The organism is Aeromonas sp. 600276 (genome assembly GCF_049175815.1).
Lineage (GTDB): Bacteria > Pseudomonadota > Gammaproteobacteria > Enterobacterales > Aeromonadaceae > Aeromonas > Aeromonas dhakensis.
Genome location: NZ_JAAKVU010000010.1, coordinates 116,585 through 136,091, shown reverse-complemented (window position 1 = coordinate 136,091; position 19,507 = coordinate 116,585). Strand labels below are relative to the sequence as shown.

Sequence of the window (19,507 nt, the reverse complement as noted above, 5' to 3'; positions counted from 1 at the left end):
GATAAGGTTTGGGTGGAATCATGCAGAGGATCACGGGGCGCTGCGCCCTTCACTACGGGGTGACGCTGTCACTGTTTTGTCTTTACGGGCTGCAGGTCTGCCCATTCCTGGAGAGCCTGACGCTGCCCCAGCTGCTGGGGCCCGCGCTGGTGACCTTTGGCATCATGTTTGTCCTGCGCGATCAGCTGCTGCGCAAGGTGACGCTGTCCGGTCAGGGGCTGGGAGGCTTCGGGCTGGAGGTGGGCTTCTACCTGCTGGGGGCCTTGCTGCTCTCTGGCTACAACGGCATCCGGTATGATTTTCCGCTGGAAAGCCACCTCAAGATCCTGCTGGGAATGAGCACCCTGGGCTTTCTGGTGGCGGCGGATCTCTCGCTGCAGCGGGACTGGCAGCGTGCCAAGCTGCGGGAGCATCAGGCCTGTCTGGTGCTGAACCAGCCGCTGGCCATGCCGGTTTCCCGCAAGTTCTCCCTGTTCGCCTTCACCACCCTGACCCTGCTTGGCGCTGTGTTCTTCCTGCTGTTCAACAAGGATCTGGAGTGGCTGGTTACAGTGGACAAGAGCCTGCCGCGGCTCGATGCCCAGCACTACATCTTGCTGGAGATCGCCTTCGTGATGATGGTGACCTTCGGTTATCTCTGGCTCATCATTCGCGGCTATGGCCGCAACCTAACTTTGTCACTGATGCATCAGACTCGAGCCATGGCGCAGGTGCAGTGCGGCGATCTGGAGGCGCGGGTGCCGGTGATCCGTGACGATGAGTTCGGCCTGATTGCCGCCGGCACCAACCAGATGATCGGCGAGCTGAAGGCGCGCCAGGACGAGCTCAACCTGACCCGGGACGTGGCCATCCTGGGGCTCGCCTCGCTGGCGGAGACCCGCGACAACGAGACCGGCGCCCACATCATCCGCACCCAGTTCTACGTCAAGGTGCTGGCGGAGCAGCTGAGCCGCAGCGACTGGGAACGTTATCCGCTGGACGATGCCACCATCGATCTGCTGTTCAAGTCGGCGCCGCTGCACGACGTGGGCAAGGTGGGCATTCCCGATGCCATCCTGCTCAAGCCGGGCAAGCTGACGGACGAGGAGTTCGCCATCATGAAGCGCCACCCCCAGATTGGCGCCGATGCGCTGGCGAGCGCCGAAGCCCAGCTCGGTTCCAACTCCTTCCTGCGGCTGGCGCGGGAGATCTCCCTCACTCACCACGAGAAGTGGGATGGCAGCGGCTATCCGGCTGGGCTGGCGGGGGAAGCGATCCCCTTGTCGGGGCGGCTGATGGCGCTGGCGGATGTCTACGACGCCCTCATCTCAAAACGGGTCTACAAGCCCGCCTTCAGCCATGAGCAGGCCAGAACCATCATAGTGGAGGGGCGTGGCCGCCATTTCGATCCGGCCATCGTCGACGCCTTCCTCGCCTGCGAGGAGGAATTCCGCCAGATTGCCCTCAGGCACAAGGATCACGACTGACAAAAAACCACCCGAACGGGTGGTTTTTTTATGGCTGGCTCACTGGGCCGGCTCGATGGCGAGCACTAGACAACTGGGCTCGCTGATGCGAAAGCGCACGTTGCAGTCAAACAGCCTGACGCCGTACTCCTTGTCATCCGGCTTGCCCTTCTTGTAGGCGGGGCGGGGATCCTGGGCCAGCACTTCGCTCACCAGCAGGCGCAGCTCGGGGTGGGCCTTGAGCCAGGGCTGCAGCTGCAGCTCCGCCTCGGGGCTGAAACTCACCACCAGCGGTGGAGTGGGGGCATCGGGGGCGAAACCGCCGCGGGCATCCGGCAGGCTGTCGGCATAGGGGACATAGGGCTTGATGTCGACGATGGGGGTGCCATCGAGCAGGTCCACCGCCCCCAGCTCGAGCCAGAGCTTGCCGCGCGCACGGCCGACCTCGTGCAGCTCGACTACCGAGAGGCCGAGGGGGTTGGGACGAAAGGTGGTGCGGGTGGCAAACACCCCGACCCGCTCGTTGCCGCCCAGGCGCGGCGGGCGCACCGTCGGGTGCCAGCCCTGTGCCATGGTCTGGTGAAACACGAAGCTGAGCCAGAGGTGGGAGAACTGCTCGATGCCGCGCAGCACGTCCGGTTGATCGTAGGGGGGCAGCAGCTCGAGGCGGGCGCGGGCCGATTTGACCAGACCGGGCTGGCGCGGGATGGCAAACTTCTCCTTGTAGGGAGAGCGGATGATACCCAGGGTGTCGATTTCGAACTTCATGGCGGATCCTGACTGAAAACCTCGGCAATGTAGCACAGCGGCCCTCAAAACGCAGGCGTACCCGCTTGCCGTGATCTTGCTCCCATCCCGGCCGCCCGAAGGCTGTATCGCGCCGCCAACTTGCGTAGGGTGAGCGCAGGAAGAGTGAAAGGTCCGTCCGCCGGCAGGGCGGGCCGGCACAACCGGCGTGGCCATCGAGGATGGGCCGCGCCGCACAGGAGAGACAGGGATGAAACTGCTGATCATCGGCGGCACCGGATTTCTGGGTCGCCATCTCGCCTCACTGGCGCTGGACTGGGGCCACGAGGTGACCTTGTTCAATCGTGGCCGGCGCCAGCATCCGGACTGGCGCGAGCTCACCCAGCTGCAGGGGGACCGGGATCGGGACCTGACCCCGCTGCATCACCATCAGGATGGCTGGGATCTGGCCATCGACACCTGCTGCTATCGCCCCGAACAGGCGGCGAGCCTCTCGGCCGCCCTGCTCGGGCGCTGCGAGCGGCTGATCTTCATCTCCACCATCAGTGTCTATCGCGACTTCGCCCAACCCGGGCAGGACGAGTCGGCGCCGCTGCACGAGATTGCCGAGGGGGAGCAGCCGGAAGATTACGGTCCCCTCAAGGTGCTGTGCGAGGCGACCTATCGTGCCCGCTGGGGCGAGCGGCTCTGCATCTTGCGCCCAGGCGTCTTGTGCGGCCCCCATGATCCCACCGGCCGGCTGGCCTGGTGGGTCACGCGGGTGCAGCGGGGCGGCCCCTGGCTGCTGCCGGGGCAGGGGGAAGATCGGTTGCAATATCTGGACGTGCGCGACTGCGCCGAGTTCGTGCTGCGGGCCGCCGAGCAGCAATTGAGCGGCATCTTCAATCTGGTCAAGCCCGGTATCGCGCTGAGCGACTGGGTGGATCGCCTGGCCGCCAGGCTGGCCCCCGCGACCCCGATCCTGCCCGAATGGGCGCCGTGGCCTGTGCTGCTGGCCGCCGGGGTGGAGCCCTGGCAGAGCTACCCGACCCTGTTGCCCAAAGCACAACCCGAGTATGCCGGCTATGGCCTCATCAGCGCCGAGGCGGCCATCGTACAGGGCCTCAACTTTCGGCCGCTGGAAGAGACGGTGGCGGATGTGGCCGAGTGGCTAGCCGGCGCGCCGGACGCCGCGGTGGCCGCCGGCATCACCGCCGAGCAGGAGGCGCGGCTACGTCAGCTGGTCCGCTAGAGGTCGGCAAGTGCGGCAGCAAAGCAAAAGGGCATCGAGAGATGCCCTTTTCTGTCTGATGTGAGCGGCGTTACTCGGCGCGCATGGCGGCGCCGGCGGCGGTCAGTTGCTCGCGCAAGATGGCGCGATGACAGCTGGACTCCTGCTCGCAGTAACAGCCCACCGACAGGTTGGTGGTGTGGGAGAGGGCGGCCAGCAGCGCCAGATCGTGCCTGGCGGCGGGAGTGGCCAGCTCCGCCTTGTACTGTTTGCAGAAGGCGCTCCACTGGGCGGGCGTCTCGGCAGCCTGACCCAGCTTCATGGTGTCGTTGCTGGGGGCGAGATTGGGGAACCAGACGTCGTACCAATCCTGGCTGGCAAACTCGGTTTTGGGCACGCCGCGGGGCGGGCGGCGCACTGTGCCGATCCGCAGCCCCTCGTCGGGCAGGCGGGGTGTGCCGAGGCGAACGATGGCCAGTGCCATGCAGGCTCCTTGCAGTTGACGCTTATTTCTCGGTGGCGACTTTCAGCGCCTGACCGTAGCAGATCACCTGTTTCAGGCAACCCGGGGTGTCGCTGAATTCGGCGCACTTGTCGAAGGTGACGCCGTTGCCGCCCATGTCGGCCACGCGGCGGCGGGCCAGGGTACGGGCCTCACCGGCGTTGGGGATCGGCTGCTTGGCATCGCTCTGGCAGGATTCCCCTTCGACGGTGCCGAGGTAGAGGTAGTTGAGATCGGCCAGCTGGCCCTGTTCATAGATCTGAACGCTGCCTGGCTTGAAGTACTCGTCGAAGTTCTCTTTGTCCAGATTGCTGTTGAAGGCAAAGTCGGCGCAGCCGGAGGCAATCAGGGGCATCATCAGGATCAGGCGTTTCATCGTCTCGTATCTTGTGTCGGTGATGAGGACAGTAGCAAGGCGCAGGCGCTCCATGTCGGCATCTTGTGGAATAGCGAAGGGGCCATTATAGGGGCCAGTCGACGGTGGCGACCAGCCCCATTTTTAGCCGTATGGGCGGGGTGTGACAAGGATCCGGCCCTGTGTTGCCCGTGCGGCTTCACGCTGCCGGCAAAGATGACTGGCCTGCTGTCATGAGAGAGGGGCGCACCGGGCGCCCCTCTCTCGTTGCTCATCAGGCCGGCGCCAGCCGCTGATGCAGGCTGCGGTAGTAATCATCGGCCAGCAGCGCCTGATGGGGGGCGCAGAGGCGGATCTGCCCCTCTTCCATCAGGGCGATCCGGTCCATCTGCTCCAGTCCCAGCAAACGGTGGGAGATGAGCAGCAGGGTGCGATCCGCCCCCAGCCGGAACAACAGTTCCATGATCTCCCGCTCGGTCTGGCTGTCGAGCCCTTCGGTCGGCTCATCCAGCAGCCAGAGCGGCGCGTCGTGCAGCAGGGCGCGAGCGATGCCGATGCGGCGACGCTCGCCACCGGAGAGCGGCCGGCCGCCATCCCCCAGCCAGGCATCGAGCCCGCTGTCGCTGTGGCCGTTGTCATCTTCCAGCAGGTTGGCAAGGCCGACCTGGGTCAGCACCTGCACCAGCTGCTCGTCACTGGCATGGGGGGCGGCCAGCTTGAGGTTGCCGCGCAGGGTATCGGCAAACAGGTGCACCCGCTGGCTCACCACCGAGAGAGAGGCGCGCAGCGCCCCTTCGCTGTAGTCGGTGAGAGGTTTGCCATCGAGCAGGATCTTGCCGGCCTGCGGGTGCCATTCGCGGGTCAGCAGTCCCATCAGAGTGGACTTGCCACAGCCGGTCTGGCCCAGCAGCGCCAGCTTCTCGCCGGCCTGCAACTGCAGGGTGCAGCCGCGCAGCACCGGCTGCGGGTTGCCTGGGTAGCTGAAATAGAGGTCGCTTATCTGCAGTGCACCCTGTTGCGCGTGGCGCTCTTCGTTGCCCCACTCGGGGGCCTTGGCCTCTTGCAGGATCTCGTTGAGGCGGCGGGCCGAGGTGAGGCTGGTGGAGAGGTGCTGGAAGGCACCGGCCAGCGGCATCAGTGCCTCGAAGCTGGCCAGGGTGGCGAACACCATCAGCGCCGTGATGGGATCCGGCGCAGCGCCAGCCACCCCGTGGCCGGCCAGCCACAGCATCAGGGTGAGGGTCCAGCCGCTCAGCAGTTGCACCGAGCCGTTGGCCAGCCCGCTCACCCGGGCCATGCGGGCCTGGGCCTGGATCAGCGCCTGCTCGGCCTGCTGCAGCTCGTCACGCGCCCGAGGGGCGGCGGCAAACATCTGCAGCTCGGCCTGACCGTCCAGATAGTCCACCAGACGGGTACGCAGGCTCGATTTTTCCGCTATCAGCGCCTGTCCGGGCTTGCGGCCGAGGAAATAGAACACCAGCGGCAGGGCAATCATGCCAAACAGCAGGATGGCACCCAGGGTGAGGGCCAGCTCGCTGTCAAAGAAGGAGAGAAAGAGCACCAGACCGGCGGTGCTGAGCAGGGCCGCCCCTATGGGGGTGACCAGCCGCAGGTAGACGTGGTCCATGGCGTCGATGTCGGCCACCAGCCGGTTGAGCAGGTCCGCCTGGCGAAAGCCAGCCAGGGCGCCGGTGGAGAGCGGCGAGAGCTTTTGCCAGAACCAGACCCGCAGCCGGGTCAGTACCCGGAAGGTGGCGTCGTGGCTCACCACTCGCTCACCCCAGCGGCCGGCAGTGCGGATGATGGAGAAGAAGCGCACCCCGCCGGCCGGCGTCATGTAGTTGAAGTGATCGCGGGTGGCCGCCGTCAGCCCCGCCACGGCGGCGGCGGAGAGAAACCAGCCGGAGAGCGACAGCAGTCCCATCCCGGCCGCCAGGGTGACCAGGGCCAGCAGCAGACCGATGGAGAGGCTGAGCCAGTGCTGGCGATAGAGGCGCAGAAACGGCAAGAGATCAGTCATCGAGAGAACCCTCGTTACGTTGGGAGAGCAGGCGGGCAAACGGCCCCTGCGCGGTGCTGAGTTGCTGGAAGTTGCCTTGCTCCACCAGCTTGCCACGCTCCAGCACCAGGATCTGGTCCATCTTGGTGAGCTGATCGAGGCGGTGGGTGATCATCAGCAGGGTCTGGTTGGCGATGACCTGCTCCAGCGTGGTCATGATGGCTCGCTCGGAGTGGCGATCCAGGCTGGCGGTCGGCTCGTCCAGCACCATCAGCTGGGTGGACTTGAGCAGGGTACGGGCCAGCGCCAGACGCTGGGCCTGCCCGACCGAGAGGCCGCCGGCCTGATCCCCCACCGCATAGTCGAGCCCCTTCTCCATGGCGAACTCCCATGCCTGGGCCCGTTTCAGGGCCTCTTCCAGTTCGTCGTCACTGGCGGCGGGCTTGGCCAGCAGCAGATTGTCACGCAGCGAGGCGTGGAACAGCTGGGGGTTCTGGGAGAGCCAGCCCAGCTGCCTGCGCCACTGGCTCATGTCGAGGCTGGCCAGCTCCTGGCCGTTGACCTTGAGCTCGCCGCGATAGGGGGCAAAGCCGAGCAGGGCGTTGACCAGCGAGCTCTTGCCGGCGCCGCTGATGCCGATGAGGGCAGTGCGTGAACCCGCTTCCAGGGTGAAGTTGATGGGGCCGACCAGCACCTTGCCCTCGGCGCTCAGCACCTCCAGGGCGCGGGCTTCCACCCTGATTGGGGAGTCGGCATGGAACGGCGCATTGCCTGAGGCGGGTTCACTCACCTCGGCCTCGAGGAACTCCAGCAGCTGTTCTGCGGCGCCGATGGCCTGCGCCTTGGCGTGGTAGTGGGCACCGAGCTCGCGCAGCGGGGCGTAGAACTCGGGAGCGAGAAACAGCACGAACAGGCCGGTAAAGAGGGTCACTTTGGTGCCATAGTGGCCGAAGTTCAGGTGATCGATATAGGAGAAACCGAAGTAGACGGCCACCAGCGCCACCGAGAGGGCAGCGAAGAATTCCAGTACGGCGGTGCTGAGGAAGGCAAGGCGCAGCACCTCCATGGTGCGTTCGCGAAAATCTTCCGAGGCATCGCGAATGGCATCCCCTTCCGCCTTGGTGCGCATGAAGAGCTGCAGGGTGCGCAGCCCCTTCAGGCGATCGAGGAAGTGGCCGGAGAGACGGGCCAGCGCCTGGAAGTTGCGGCGGTTGGCATCGGCGGCGCCGACCCCTACGAGGATCATGAAGAGGGGAATGAGGGGCGCCGTGCCCAGCAGAATGAGGCCGGCGGCCCAGTTGACCGGGAACACGGCCACCAGGATCACCACCGGAATGAACACGGCAATCGCCATCTGCGGCAGGTAGCGGGAGAAGAAATCCTGCATGTTTTCAATCTGCTCCAGCAGCAGACTGGCCCAGCTGCCGGCCGGTCGACGCTGGATGTAGGCCGGTCCCAACCGGCCGAGGCGGGTGAGCACCAGCTCGCGGATGGCCTGGCGCACCGCGCTGCCTGCCTTGAAGCTGGCCACCTCGCGGCCATAGGCCAGCACCGCCTTGCCAAGGGTGACCAGCAGCAGGGTAATGAAGAGGGGAATGGATCCCGCCGGGGTGGCGTCTTCGATGATGAAGCCGTGCAGCAGGGTGGCCAGCAGCCAGGCCTGAGCCACCATCAGGATGCCCTGCCCCAGGCCAAAGCCGATGGAGAGGCCGATCCAGCGCCGGCCGTGGCTCGATTGATTGCGCAACCAGCCATAGAGTCGTTTTTGCGTTTTTTTATCCATTACCACCATCCTCGCGTCGAGTGGCGCAAGACTATCCTCGCCCCCCAGGCTTGGCAACCTTGTAAATTCCGGCCGGTGAAAACGATTGATGGAAAAAGCGGCGCGCTGCTCATTAGTTGGTCGAACAGATTGATTTATGGTAAAAAACTGTATCGGGGTGATTGCGCTCGGCGGCAAAATGCATATAGTAGAGGCCCTGACGCGGGTGTAGTTCAATGGTAGAACGGTAGCTTCCCAAGCTGCATACGTGGGTTCGATTCCCATCACCCGCTCCAAATTCCTGATAATGGCCAAGGCCGTTGTCACCTCAGCCGAAACGGCTGTCTGTCGTGGGGTTTCCCCATCACACCAAGCAAGTTTTGATGCCAAGCGGGCATCGTATAATGGCTATTACCTCAGCCTTCCAAGCTGATGATGCGGGTTCGATTCCCGCTGCCCGCTCCAGCCTTGATGCAAAAAGCCCACTCCTGCGAGTGGGCTTTTTGTTATCCGTTTCTGGGCGAGGCTCACTGCCTGACCGGCACTCCTGAAATAAGCAGTAATGAAAAAGGCGCCATCGGCGCCTTTTCAACTCGGGAGGAGGGAGGATTACTCCTGCTCCAGCTCGCCGCAGAAGCGATAGCCTTCGCCGTGGATGGTGGCGATGATCTCGGGGGTGTCGTTGACGCTCTCGAAGTGCTTGCGGATGCGGCGGATGGTGACATCCACGGTACGGTCGTGGGGCTTGAGCTCACGGCCGGTCATCTTCTTGAGCAGCTCGGCGCGGGTCTGGATCTGGCCCGGGTTTTCGCAGAAGTGCAGCATGGCACGGAACTCGGAGCGCGGCAGCTTGAACATGTCGCCAGCCGGGCTGACCAAGGCGCGGCTGTTGATGTCCAGAGCCCAGCCGTTGAACAGGTAACGCTCCACCAGCTTCTTCTCTTCGCCACCGGCGGCCACGTTCATGGTGCGGCTCAGCAGGTTGCGGGCACGGATGGTCAGCTCGCGGGGGTTGAACGGCTTGGTGATGTAATCGTCGGCGCCGATTTCCAGACCCAGGATCTTGTCCACTTCGTTGTCGCGACCGGTCAGGAACATCAGGGCGATGTTGTCGTCCTCACGCAGCTCACGAGCCAGCAGCAGGCCATTCTTGCCCGGCAGGTTGATGTCCATGATCACCAGGTTGATGGTGTGGGCAGTCAGGGCCTGATGCATCTCGTCGCCATTGTTGGCTTCGAGCACGATATAGCCCTCAGCCTCGAAGATGCTTTTCAGGGTATTGCGAGTGACCAGTTCGTCTTCGACGATCAGAATGTGTGGTGTTTGCATGAGTATTCCCAGATTCTTATCAGTTAATTATCTAAATTTTAACACTCTTTGGCGTTACCCGACCGGTCCTGAAAATTAATTACGTCATCCTGGGTATGAATATCAGGTCGGATTATCGCGAATTTGGCATCAGCGTTGGCAAACATCCCTGTGCCACACATAGGCTCTCAATAAGTCTGAGCGAGAGAAGCCTGGAAAGGTAGTCCATTACAAAAGTGGCTGCATTTTATCAGTTAACAGGCGCATAACAACACTCTTTGCCGTCAGATAGCAACTTTTTAACTCTGGTTTGATATAGGTCAAACCCTGAGTTCACAGCATGATACTTGGGGTTGCCCCCATTTTCGCCCCTATAAAATGTAATGGAATGTAACATGTGGTTGACATGAATTTGTGGGAAAACTACAGAAAAATCTGCTTTATTGCACCCTTTTCGGCGCCGAAATGGCCTGCCTACGCCATAGTGACGGCCTGGAATCCATCCAGTCGCCAGCTGGGAATGCGTCGTAATACCCTGCGCCAGAGGGCCTTGTGGCGAGCCATTGCAGCCATGCCTGGCTGGCAGGTGATGGGACCTTGCCGGGGCAGTTCGCTGGATGAAACATGGCAGGAGTCGTCGCTGCTGCTGGCCTGCCCGCGCAGCGAGGCCATCCAACTGGCAGCCCGTTTTGGTCAGAATGCCATCTACTGGGTGGAACAGGGGGAGCTCTGGCTGCTGCCGGTTTTGCTGGCAGGGGAGCCACACCATCTGGGCAGAATTGAATCCCACTGGATTGTCAGGGGCTCTGCTTGATGAAAGAATGAGCGAATTCATGTCCATGGAAGGAGACTTATGATGCTGGATCTACTGCCCGATCTCTGCGACGAGTACGGCGATGCCCTGCAGGTGGCGGAGCCGCTGTTTCAAAATTTTGGTGGCAAGGCGCTGTTTCACGGCCAGGCGGTCACTCTCTCCTGTTACGAGGACAACAGCCTGGTGCGGGAGCTGGTCAACCGGCCCGGACAGGGGCGGGTGATGGTGATCGATGGCGGTGGCTCCCTGCGCCGCGCCTTGCTCGGCGATCAGCTGGCGATCAAGGCGGCGGAGCAGGGCTGGGAAGGAATCGTGATCTACGGTGCCGTGCGCGACGTGGGCACGCTGGCGACGCTGGCGCTGGGGGTCAAGGCGCTGGCACCCTGCCCGGTCAAAACCGAGAAGCGGGGGCTGGGTGAGTTGGATGCCGTGGTGTCGTTTGCCGGGGTGACCATACATCCGGGTGACTACGTCTACGCCGATCTCAACGGCGTGCTGGTGAGCGCCACCCGGCTTATCTGAATCCGTTAGAAGTTGAAGCCGACCCCGACACTGAGGGATTGTTCGGTGCGAAAGGCGCTGACGCCGTAGTTGGCGGTGATGGCCAGTTGCGGGGTCAGCAGCAGGCTGGTGTTGAGCTCCAGCAGGGTGCTGGGCTTGTTCACCTCCAGCTGTTTGAGCTGGCTGCCGATGTTGAGCATGGGGGAGAGCTGGTAGCGCACCCCCGAGCTCAGGTTGTAGCCGGATTGCTCACTGCTGGGGCCGATGGCTGGGCCTGCTTCCATGTAGAGGCTGACGCCATCGTGCAGCGGATATTGATAGCCGGTATTGATGAGCCAGAGATCGAAACTGTCGTTGTGATGAGTCTGACTGCCGAGCAGCACGCCTGAGTAGCTTTTGACGTAGAGCTGGCTGTCGGTGTCGTTCTTGAGGAAATCCCAGTCGGCGGCCTGGGCGGTGAGGCTGAGGCATGAGACGAGTGCGATGACGGATGATTTGACCATTCTTTTCCCCTCCCTGGGTCCGGAACAGGAATACAAGCATGGCACATGCCAGCTGTTAGTAAAGGGAACCCCGATCACAATAAAACAGTTTTGATTTGCTCCGCTCTCATGATACACAGGCCCCCATCATCCTGTTTCTTCCCCTATTTCGCTGATATCGAGAGGTGAATCCATGAACAAGAAACTGACTCTGCTGGCCGCGCTGGCCCTGGGGGGCTGCGCCATGGCCACTGGTTCCAAACTGACGCAACTGCAAGCCTCCACCTGGCAACTGCAAGGGGCGAGCGGCGACACCTTTACCCTGCAAGTCGCCGGTGACAAGGTGGCGGGCAAAGGCGGCTGCAACCGCTATTTCGGCAGCATCACCCAGCAGGGTGACGGGGTACTGGCGCTGGGCCCCATGGGCTCGACCCGCATGATGTGCATGGGCGAGCTGGCCGGCAAGGAGATGCTCTACCTGCAGAAGCTGGAGAAAGTGGCGAGCTTCCAGATCAGCGGCCAGCAGCTGGTGCTGAGCGACGCCAACAAGGCGGCACTGCTCACCTTCGATGCCATGCCTGTCGCCAAGTAACTGACGTTTTTGTCAGAGGCTGTCGTAGCGCGCAGCTGGATGCAGAAAGGGACGCCACGGCGTCCCTTTTGCTATTTGCACTCCCTTTTGCAACGGGGCGCGGATCGGCTAGCCGCCACGCTGGAACTTGAAACGCTTCTTGCGCCGGTAGGGATAGACATCCTCGAACACCCCCTCCTTGATGTTGCTCTGCAGCATCTTCCAGTAGTTGGCGTCGAACATCTCCTTGTGCAGCGCCAGCATGATCTCGCGCACCTGCGGCTTTTGCAGCAGGAAGGTGGCGAACTCCTCGGGGAAGATGTCGTTGGGGGCCACCGAATACCAGGGCTCGGCGCTCCACTCGTCCTCGGGGTAGCGCGGTGGCGGGATCTGGCGGAAGTTGCACTCCGTCATGTAGCAGATCTCGTCATAGTCGTAGAACACCACCCGGCCGTGGCGGGTGACGCCGAAGTTCTTGAACAGCATGTCCCCCGGGAAGATGTTGGCTGCCGCCAGCTGCTTGATGGCGTTGCCATACTCCTCCAGCGCGAGCCGGGTCTGCTGCTCGTCCGCCTTGTCCAGATAGAGGTTGAGCGGGATCATCTTGCGCTCTGTGTAGAGGTGCTTGATCACCAGCTTGTCGGCGGTGATGGTGAGCGCCGAGGGGGCCACCGCCTTGAGCTCGGCCAGCAGCTCCGGCGAGATGCGATCGAGGGGAAACTCGAAGTTGGTGAACTCTTGAGTATCGGCCATCCGTCCCACCCGGTCGTGCTGCTTTACCAGCCGGTACTTCGCCTTCACCTGCTCGTGGCTCACGTCCTTGGGAGGCGTGAACTCGTCTTTTATCACCTTGAACACCACGTCGTAGGAGGGGAGGGTGAACACGCTCATCACCATTCCCTTGATGCCCGGCGCGATGACGAACTGCTCGCGACTCTGGGCCAGATGGTGCTGATAGTGGCGATAGAGCTCTGTCTTGCCGTGCTTCTGGCAGCCGATGGCGTTGTAGATCTCGTAGTCCGGCTTGTGAGGCATGATCTGGCGCAAGAAGGCGACGAACAGCGCCGGCACCGGGGCATAGACCATGAAGTAGGCGCGGGCGAAGCCGAACACGATGGAGGCGAGATCCGGCTCGAAGATGACGGTATCCACATAGATGCTCTGGCCGGTGCTGAGCAGGGGCAGGATGAAGGGAAAGACCTGCTCCCTTGCCCGGATCAGCCCCACCAGATAGGCCCCCTTGTTGCGGTAGAAGACCTCTCTCAATAGCTCGATGGCGAAAGGCTCATCGTGCAGAATATGCGGGCCGTTCTCGGCAAGATGACGATGGATATCGACAATATCCCGCTGTTTGTCCTCATAGGGCAGGGTGAAGCTGTAATCCCCCAAGAGCTGGCTCAGGGTCTGCGGAAGGTGGGCGAGATCGGTGCGATAGATTCGCAGCAACGCGCCCAGATCGGGCTTGTCACCGCGGCTGACGAAGGGGTGGATGTAGAGGTTCTCGTCGCGGATGTTGCGATGGCGAAAGATGCGGCGGTAGACGGAGTTGAAGAAGGACTCCGCCACCTCGAAGTTCTCGCACTTGGGCAGCAGGTCGCTGAAGGCCCCCTTGACCCGCTTGAGCAGCTCCTGGGTGGCGTGGTGTTCTCCCATCATCTGGCGAATGGAGCCAGCCGTCGCCCCCACGTGGTGATCATAGAGGCGGATGCGCTCGCGCCCCGCCAGCTGCACCCCCAGCCAGTCGCTGTTTTCAAAACGGCTCTTGCTGCCCTGGGTGATTTCGAGAAACCGGCTGTAAAACGACTCGAAGCGTTGCAGAATCGTCTCGGCGACGGCCTGTTCCAATGGCTGCTGCATCTCTCTCTTCCTTGTGATCTGTCGGGCCGATGGCGCCTGGGATTGGCTGCAATTTGTCCACATTCCTGGCCACTATGGCAATATTCAAACGTCTGTTCAAGTGGCAATTTTCGGGTGAAAACGGTAGATTGCGCCCCTGTTTTGCCGACGTTCCGCTGTGGTTTGCACGTTCGGCCCTGCTCAGGAGAAGACCCGATGAAACTCTATTTTGTGCTGGTGGCCCCCGCCCGCCCTGCCAACGTGGGCGCCGCCGCCCGCGCCATGAAAACCATGGGCTTTGATGCCATGCGACTGGTGGCAAGCCGGGTGCACGAAGAGGAAGAAGCGAGCTGGGTGGCCCACGGTGCACAGGAGATCCTGGCCCAGGCCGAGGCGTTCGACACCCTGGAAGAGGCGCTGGCCGACATGGATCTGGTGGTGGCCACCACTGCCCGCCAGCGCGGCCGTTATCAGCACTACCTCACTCCGGCCGAGATCCGTGACCAGATCAAGGCCAAGCCTTCCCTGGACAAGGTCGCCATCGTGTTTGGTTGCGAGGAGTCGGGCCTCTCCAACGAGCAGCTGGCCCAGGTCGATCTCATCAGTTACCTGCCGCTCAAGGTGAGCTACCCGTCCCTGAACCTGGGTCAGGCGATCATGCTGTACGCCTACGAGCTGAGCCAGTTGCTCGATGAGCCCGAGGTGCTAGCAGAAAATATTGATAACGCCGGACAGGTTCGGGTGCTGAAAAGCAAAACAGCAGAAATTCTTGGTGTTCTCGGTGTTTCGCAGGATGAAAAACTGCATCAATGGGTGATGGACCGAGTGCCCATGCTGCCGCAGCGGGATTTGAACATGCTCCATCTGCTCTGCAAAGACCTTGCCCGCAAACTTGGCAAAGAGGTTTAGGTTGACAGCCCGGCGCCCGGCGCGGTATTGCTAAAAACCAGCTTCGTTCAAGAGTGTTCGTCATGCAGTTATTCACCAGCGTCATCATCACCACCACCATTATTACCGGTACCACCACAGGTGGCACTGGGGCCGGTTGATGCGCTGACGAACAAGCACAGAAATCAGAAAAAGGCCCGTACCCACCCAGTACGGGCCTTTTTTGTTGGGTTGTTTTCAGACAGTTTTCAGACCGATTAGCGGATCAATTTGCAGGGAATACAGGGAGATAGCGATGAGAGTGTTGAAGTTTGGCGGGTCGTCACTGGCCGATGCAGAGCGTTTTTTACGGGTCGCCGATATCGCGGTGAATACCCACGGCCAATCCCAGGTTGCCCTGGTGCTGTCGGCACCAGCCAAGGTGACCAACCACCTGGTGGCCCTGGTGGAGCAGACCAGCCGCGGCATGGATGCCAGCAGCACCCTGTTCGAGATCAACGGTATCTTCTCCCGCCTGCTGGCCGGCTTGAAGGCAGCCTACCCGGCGCTGGATGACAAGGCGCTGCAGGCCCGTCTCACCAGCGAACTGGATCAGGTGGAGCGGCTGATGCAAGGCATCCGCCTGCTGGGGCTCTGCCCGGACAACGTGCAGGCTCGCATCCTGAGCCGGGGCGAGAACCTCTCCATCGCCTTCATGCACGAACTGCTGCGGGTGCGCGGCCTTGAGCTGGACCTCATAGTGCCGGAAGAGCTGCTGGTGACCGACGGCGGCTACCTCGAGGCTCACGTCGACATCGAAGCCTCCCGCCTGCGCTTCGCCGCCAAGGGCCTGCGCTCCGACTGTCTCTACCTGATGCCTGGCTTTACCGGTGGCAGTGACAAGGGCGAAACCGTGCTGCTGGGTCGTAACGGGTCGGATTACAGCGCAGCCGTCTTGGCCGCCTGCGTCGATGCCGAGTGCTGCGAGATCTGGACCGACGTCGAGGGCTGCTACAACTGCGACCCGCGCCTGGTGCCGGACGCTTACTTACTGAAAACCCTCTCCTACAAGGAGGCGATGGAGCTCTCCTACTTCGGTGCCAAGGTACTGCACCCGAAAACCATCGCGCCGGTGGCCCAGTTCCACATTCCCTGCCTCATCAAGAACAGCTTCAACCCGCAAGGGCCGGGCACCCTTATCGGCGTCGAGCAGGGGGATGACGACCTCAAGGTGAAGGCCATCTCGGATCTCTCCGGCATGTGCATGTTCAACGTCTCCGGCCCCGGCATGAAGGGCATGGTCGGCATGGCCGGCCGTATCTTCTCCGCCGTATCCCGTGCCGGGGTCAGCATCGTCCTCATCACCCAGTCATCCTCCGAGTACAGCGTCAGCTTCTGTATCCACAGCTACGACTGCGACAAGACCCGCAAGGTGCTGGAGCGCGAGTTCGAGCTGGAATTCAAGAACCAGCTGCTGGATCCGCTGGAGATCATGCAGGATCTGGCGATCATCTCCCTCATCGGTGACGGCATGCGCACCAGCAAGGGGATGGCGGCCCGCTTCTTCACCTCGCTGGCGCAAGCTTCCATCAACATCGTCGCCATCGCCCAGGGCTCGAGCGAGCGCTCCATCTCTGCGGTGGTGCGGGATCGCAAGGTGGCCGAAGCCATCAAGGCCTGCCACCAGAACTTCTTCGGCAGCCAGCAGTTCATCGACTTGTTCGTGGTCGGCGTCGGCGGTGTCGGTGCGGCCCTGGTGGATCAGATTGCCCGCCAGCAGCCGGTATTGGCCGAGCAGGGCACTGGCCTGCGGGTAGTGGGCATCGCCAACAGCCGCCAGATGGCGGTCAACAAGGATGGCCTGAATCTCGCCAACTGGCGTGAACAGCTGGTGGAAGCCCGTGACAGCTTCAGCCTGGAGGCGGTGAAGAAGCTGGTGGAAGAGAGTCACCTCATCAACCCGGTGATCGTCGATTGCACCTCCAGCGAGGCCATCGCCGTGCAGTATGCCGACTTCCTCGCCGCCGGTTTCCACGTGGTCACCCCGAACAAGAAGGCCAACACCGGGTCGCTCGATTACTACAAGGCGCTGCGCCGCACCGCCCGCCAGACCCGTCGCAAATTCCTGTACGAGACCAACGTGGGCGCCGGCCTGCCGGTCATCGAGAACCTGCAGAACCTGATCAAGGCCGGCGACAAGCTGCGCGCCTTCGACGGCGTGCTCTCCGGTTCGCTCTCCTTTATCTTCGGCAAGCTGGACGAGGGGATGGCCTTCTCCGATGCCACCAAGATTGCTCGTGGCAACGGCTTCACCGAGCCGGATCCGCGCGACGATCTCAACGGCATGGACGTGGCCCGCAAGCTGCTCATTCTGGCTCGCGAGGCCGGCATGGCGCTGGAACTCTCCGATGTGGAAGTGGAGCAGGCCCTGCCGCCGGGCTTTGACGTGAGCGGCGATGTGGAAGCCTTCATGGCTCGCCTGCCGGAGGCTGACGGCTGGTTCCGCGACCAGTTTGCGGCCGCGCAAGCTCAGGGCAAGGTGCTGCGCTACGTGGGCTCCATCGAGGGTGGCAAGTGCAAGGTCGCCATCAAGGCGGTCGGCGCCGACGAGCCGCTGTTCAAGGTCAAAGACGGGGAGAACGCGCTCGCCTTCTTCTCTACCTACTACCAGCCGATCCCGCTGGTGCTGCGCGGCTATGGCGCCGGCACCGAAGTGACCGCCGCGGGCGTCTTTGCCGACGTGCTGCGCACCCAGAACTGGAAGCAGGAGTTGTAAGCATGAGTTCAGACATGTACCAGAGCAGCAGCGTGGTGGCCTATGCCCCCGCCTCCAGCGCCAACCTGAGCGTGGGATTCGATGTACTGGGGGCGGCGCTCGCCCCCGTGGATGGTTCCCTGCTCGGGGATCGCGTCCAGGTCAAGGCCGCCGATGTGCCGTTTGCCCTCTCCTCCGTGGGCCGTTACGCCCACAAGTTGCCGGCTGACCCGAAAAAGAACATCCTCCATGACTGCTGGCTCGCCTATGGCGAGGCGCTGGAGAAACGGGGCCTTGGTCTCAAGCCGCTCGAAATGGTGCTGGAGAAGAACCTGCCGGTGGGCTCGGGCCTGGGTTCCAGCGCCTGCAGCGTGGTGGCGGCACTCGAAGGCCTCAACGCCTTTCACGGCGCCCCCCTCAATGAACATGACCTGCTGCTGCTGATGGGGGAGATGGAAGGCAAGATCTCCGGCTCCGTCCACTACGACAACGTCGCCCCCTGCTATCTGGGGGGCATGCAGCTGGTGCTGGAAGAGCACGGCGTCATCAGCCAGGGCATTCCGGTGTTTGAGCAGTGGTACTGGGTGGTCTGCTACCCGGGCACAGTGGTCTCCACCGCTGCCGCCCGCGCCATTCTGCCGGCCCAGTATCGCCGCCAGGATTGCCTCACCTATGGCCGCCGGCTGGCCGCCTTCGTGCACGCCAGCTACACCGGGCAGGAGGGGTTGGCGGCGAGTGTACTCAAAGACGTGATTGCCGAGCCCTACCGCGCGGCGCTCATTGAAGGCTTTGCCGAAGTGCGGGCCCAGGCCGCCCAGAACGGGGCGCTGGCCACCGGCATCTCGGGCTCCGGCCCCAGCGTGTTCGTAGTGATGAAGGATCTGGCCCAGGCCGAGCGGATGAAAGATTGGATGGACGCACATTTCGTGCAGAACGAAGATGGATTTGCCCGGGTATGCAAACTCGACATGGCCGGGGCACGGGTAACAGGAAGCGAGCTATGAATCTTTACAATATCAAGGACAAGAGTGAACAGGTGAGCTTCGCCCAGGCGGTGCGTCAGGGTCTGGGCCGCGAACAGGGTCTGTTCTTCCCCGAGCAGCTTGAGCCGCTCGCCGATGTGGATGCCCTGCTGGATCTGCCGCTGGTGGAGCGCTCCGCCCGCATCCTCAGCCACCTGCTGGGGGACGAGGTGGCCGCGCCTCAGGTACACGAGCTGGTCAAGGCCGCCTTCACCTTCCCGGCGCCGCTGGTGAAACTCAAAGATGGCACTTATGCCCTCGAACTGTTCCACGGCCCGACCCTGGCGTTCAAGGACTTCGGCGGCCGCTTTATGGCCCAGTGCCTTGCGGCGTTTAGAACCAACGACAAGATCACCATCTTGACCGCCACCTCAGGCGACACCGGCGCCGCCGTGGCCCACGCCTTCTACGGGCTGGAGGGGATCGAGGTGGTGATCCTCTACCCCAAGGGCAAGATAAGCCCGCTGCAGGAGGCGCTGTTCTGCACCTTGGGTGGCAACATCCGCACCATCGCCATCGACGGCGACTTCGATGCCTGCCAGGCGCTGGTGAAGCAGTCCTTCGATGACGAGGAGCTGAAAAAGGCCATTGGTCTGAACTCCGCCAACTCCATCAACATCAGCCGCTTGCTGGCCCAGGTTTGCTACTACTTTGAGGCGGTGGCCCAACTGCCGAAAGCCGATCGTGCCAAGGCAGTCATCAGCGTGCCGTCCGGCAACTTTGGCAACCTCACCGCTGGCCTGATTGCCAAGGCGCTGGGGCTGCCGGTGAAGCGCTTTATCGCCGCCACCAACGCCAACGATACCGTCCCGCGCTACCTGAAAACCGGCCAGTGGGATCCGCACCAGACGGTCGCTACCCTGTCGAACGCCATGGATGTGAGCCGCCCCAACAACTGGCCGCGAGTAGAAGAGCTGTGCCGTCGCAAAGGCTGGGCGCTGGAGACCCTGGGGTCAGGCATGCGTGACGATGCCCAGACCCGTGATGCGCTCAAACGCCTGCACCAGCTGGATTACCTGTGCGAGCCCCACGGCGCCATTGCCTGGGATCTGCTGGGCGAACAGCTGGCCGAGGACGAAGTGGGGGTGTTCCTCTGTACCGCCCATCCGGCCAAGTTCAAGGAGTCGGTGGATGAGATCCTGGGGCTGGACGTGCCGCTGCCCGGACCCCTTGCCAAGCATGCCGCGCTGCCGCTCTTGTCCCACAATCTGCCGGCGGAGTTTGCCCCGCTAAGGGCCTTCCTGCTCGGTTAAGTTGATTGCCAATCCCCCGACCTCGGGGGATTTTTCTATCCGTTGTTTTCTATACCGTTGCTTTCTATCCATGACAGG

Annotated in this window: 17 protein-coding genes, 2 tRNA genes and 1 other annotated feature; of the genes, 11 read left to right on the top strand and 8 right to left on the bottom strand. The window is 62.6% G+C overall.

What is annotated here, in order from left to right:
- Nucleotides 1–20: 20 nt before the first annotated feature.
- Entirely contained in the window at nucleotides 21–1,466 is a 1,446-nt protein-coding gene (locus G5134_RS12050; RefSeq protein WP_065016913.1) for an HD domain-containing phosphohydrolase, read from the top strand.
- Between the two features lie 39 nt (nucleotides 1,467–1,505).
- On the opposite strand, the gene tsaA is transcribed toward G5134_RS12050, so the two are convergent.
- Nucleotides 1,506–2,213, bottom strand: coding sequence for a tRNA (N6-threonylcarbamoyladenosine(37)-N6)-methyltransferase TrmO (tsaA, locus tag G5134_RS12045; RefSeq protein ID WP_065016914.1), 708 nt, complete (start codon nucleotides 2,211–2,213; stop codon nucleotides 1,506–1,508).
- Nucleotides 2,214–2,442: 229 nt separating this feature from the next.
- Here tsaA and G5134_RS12040 point away from each other — a divergent pair, with 229 nt between their 5' ends.
- Nucleotides 2,443–3,423 carry an NAD-dependent epimerase/dehydratase family protein gene (locus G5134_RS12040; protein WP_214454916.1) on the top strand — a complete coding sequence of 327 codons (981 nt, stop codon included), beginning with the start codon at nucleotides 2,443–2,445 and terminating at the stop codon, nucleotides 3,421–3,423.
- A 70-nt stretch (nucleotides 3,424–3,493) separates the two neighbouring features.
- On the opposite strand, the gene G5134_RS12035 is transcribed toward G5134_RS12040, so the two are convergent.
- From G5134_RS12035 to cydD, 4 genes are all read right to left on the bottom strand, one after another.
- Nucleotides 3,494–3,886, bottom strand: coding sequence for a DUF488 domain-containing protein (locus G5134_RS12035; RefSeq protein WP_065016916.1), 393 nt, complete (start codon nucleotides 3,884–3,886; stop codon nucleotides 3,494–3,496).
- Between the two features lie 22 nt (nucleotides 3,887–3,908).
- Nucleotides 3,909–4,280, bottom strand: coding sequence for an Rcs stress response system protein RcsF (rcsF, locus tag G5134_RS12030; RefSeq protein ID WP_010633326.1), 372 nt, complete (start codon nucleotides 4,278–4,280; stop codon nucleotides 3,909–3,911).
- Between the two features lie 253 nt (nucleotides 4,281–4,533).
- Nucleotides 4,534–6,279 carry a heme ABC transporter ATP-binding protein/permease CydC gene (gene cydC / locus G5134_RS12025; protein WP_065016917.1) on the bottom strand — a complete coding sequence of 582 codons (1,746 nt, stop codon included), beginning with the start codon at nucleotides 6,277–6,279 and terminating at the stop codon, nucleotides 4,534–4,536.
- A complete protein-coding gene (gene cydD, locus G5134_RS12020) occupies nucleotides 6,272–8,041 on the bottom strand; it encodes a heme ABC transporter permease/ATP-binding protein CydD (protein WP_065016918.1) in 1,770 nt (589 codons plus the stop codon). Before cydD ends, cydC begins: the two co-directional genes overlap by 8 nt.
- 201 nt (nucleotides 8,042–8,242) lie before the next feature.
- Here cydD and G5134_RS12015 point away from each other — a divergent pair.
- Both G5134_RS12015 and G5134_RS12010 read left to right on the top strand, forming a co-directional pair.
- Nucleotides 8,243–8,316 (top strand) — tRNA-Gly (locus G5134_RS12015).
- Nucleotides 8,317–8,410: 94 nt separating this feature from the next.
- Nucleotides 8,411–8,485: transfer RNA gene (locus tag G5134_RS12010), tRNA-Gly, on the top strand.
- 144 nt (nucleotides 8,486–8,629) lie between these two features.
- On the opposite strand, the gene arcA is transcribed toward G5134_RS12010, so the two are convergent.
- Nucleotides 8,630–9,349, bottom strand: coding sequence for a two-component system response regulator ArcA (gene arcA, locus G5134_RS12005; RefSeq protein WP_010633329.1), 720 nt, complete (start codon nucleotides 9,347–9,349; stop codon nucleotides 8,630–8,632).
- Between the two features lie 376 nt (nucleotides 9,350–9,725).
- Between arcA and G5134_RS12000 the strand changes: the two genes are divergently transcribed.
- A complete protein-coding gene (locus G5134_RS12000; protein ID WP_065016919.1) occupies nucleotides 9,726–10,142 on the top strand; it encodes a DUF3293 domain-containing protein in 417 nt (138 codons plus the stop codon).
- Nucleotides 10,143–10,184: 42 nt separating this feature from the next.
- Nucleotides 10,185–10,664: a putative 4-hydroxy-4-methyl-2-oxoglutarate aldolase gene (locus tag G5134_RS11995; RefSeq protein WP_010633331.1), complete on the top strand. Its 480-nt coding sequence runs from the start codon at nucleotides 10,185–10,187 to the stop codon at nucleotides 10,662–10,664.
- Nucleotides 10,665–10,669: 5 nt separating this feature from the next.
- Here the strand turns inward: G5134_RS11995 and G5134_RS11990 are convergent, their stop codons facing one another.
- On the bottom strand, nucleotides 10,670–11,146 hold the full coding sequence (locus G5134_RS11990; RefSeq protein ID WP_017765734.1) for a hypothetical protein: 477 nt from the start codon (nucleotides 11,144–11,146) through the stop codon (nucleotides 10,670–10,672).
- Between the two features lie 172 nt (nucleotides 11,147–11,318).
- Between G5134_RS11990 and G5134_RS11985 the strand changes: the two genes are divergently transcribed.
- The gene (locus G5134_RS11985; RefSeq protein ID WP_124250451.1) at nucleotides 11,319–11,717 is read left to right on the top strand and encodes an META domain-containing protein; all 399 of its coding nucleotides are present in this window, start codon (nucleotides 11,319–11,321) and stop codon (nucleotides 11,715–11,717) included.
- Between the two features lie 108 nt (nucleotides 11,718–11,825).
- Here G5134_RS11985 and aceK read toward each other — a convergent pair whose 3' ends face one another.
- Nucleotides 11,826–13,553: a bifunctional isocitrate dehydrogenase kinase/phosphatase gene (aceK, locus tag G5134_RS11980; RefSeq protein WP_024941288.1), complete on the bottom strand. Its 1,728-nt coding sequence runs from the start codon at nucleotides 13,551–13,553 to the stop codon at nucleotides 11,826–11,828.
- A gap of 195 nt (nucleotides 13,554–13,748) precedes the next feature.
- Between aceK and G5134_RS11975 the strand changes: the two genes are divergently transcribed.
- From G5134_RS11975 to thrC, 4 genes are all read left to right on the top strand, one after another.
- The gene (locus tag G5134_RS11975) at nucleotides 13,749–14,441 is read left to right on the top strand and encodes a tRNA/rRNA methyltransferase (protein WP_010633333.1); all 693 of its coding nucleotides are present in this window, start codon (nucleotides 13,749–13,751) and stop codon (nucleotides 14,439–14,441) included.
- A gap of 72 nt (nucleotides 14,442–14,513) precedes the next feature.
- Nucleotides 14,514–14,647: a sequence feature (Thr leader region), on the top strand.
- Between the two features lie 68 nt (nucleotides 14,648–14,715).
- A complete protein-coding gene (thrA, locus tag G5134_RS11970) occupies nucleotides 14,716–17,175 on the top strand; it encodes a bifunctional aspartate kinase/homoserine dehydrogenase I (protein ID WP_065016921.1) in 2,460 nt (819 codons plus the stop codon).
- Between the two features lie 2 nt (nucleotides 17,176–17,177).
- Nucleotides 17,178–18,158 carry a homoserine kinase gene (gene thrB / locus G5134_RS11965; protein ID WP_017765729.1) on the top strand — a complete coding sequence of 327 codons (981 nt, stop codon included), beginning with the start codon at nucleotides 17,178–17,180 and terminating at the stop codon, nucleotides 18,156–18,158.
- On the top strand, nucleotides 18,155–19,429 hold the full coding sequence (gene thrC / locus G5134_RS11960) for a threonine synthase (RefSeq protein WP_421232031.1): 1,275 nt from the start codon (nucleotides 18,155–18,157) through the stop codon (nucleotides 19,427–19,429). The genes thrB and thrC overlap by 4 nt, the downstream gene beginning before the upstream one ends.
- Nucleotides 19,430–19,507: the final 78 nt, after the last annotated feature.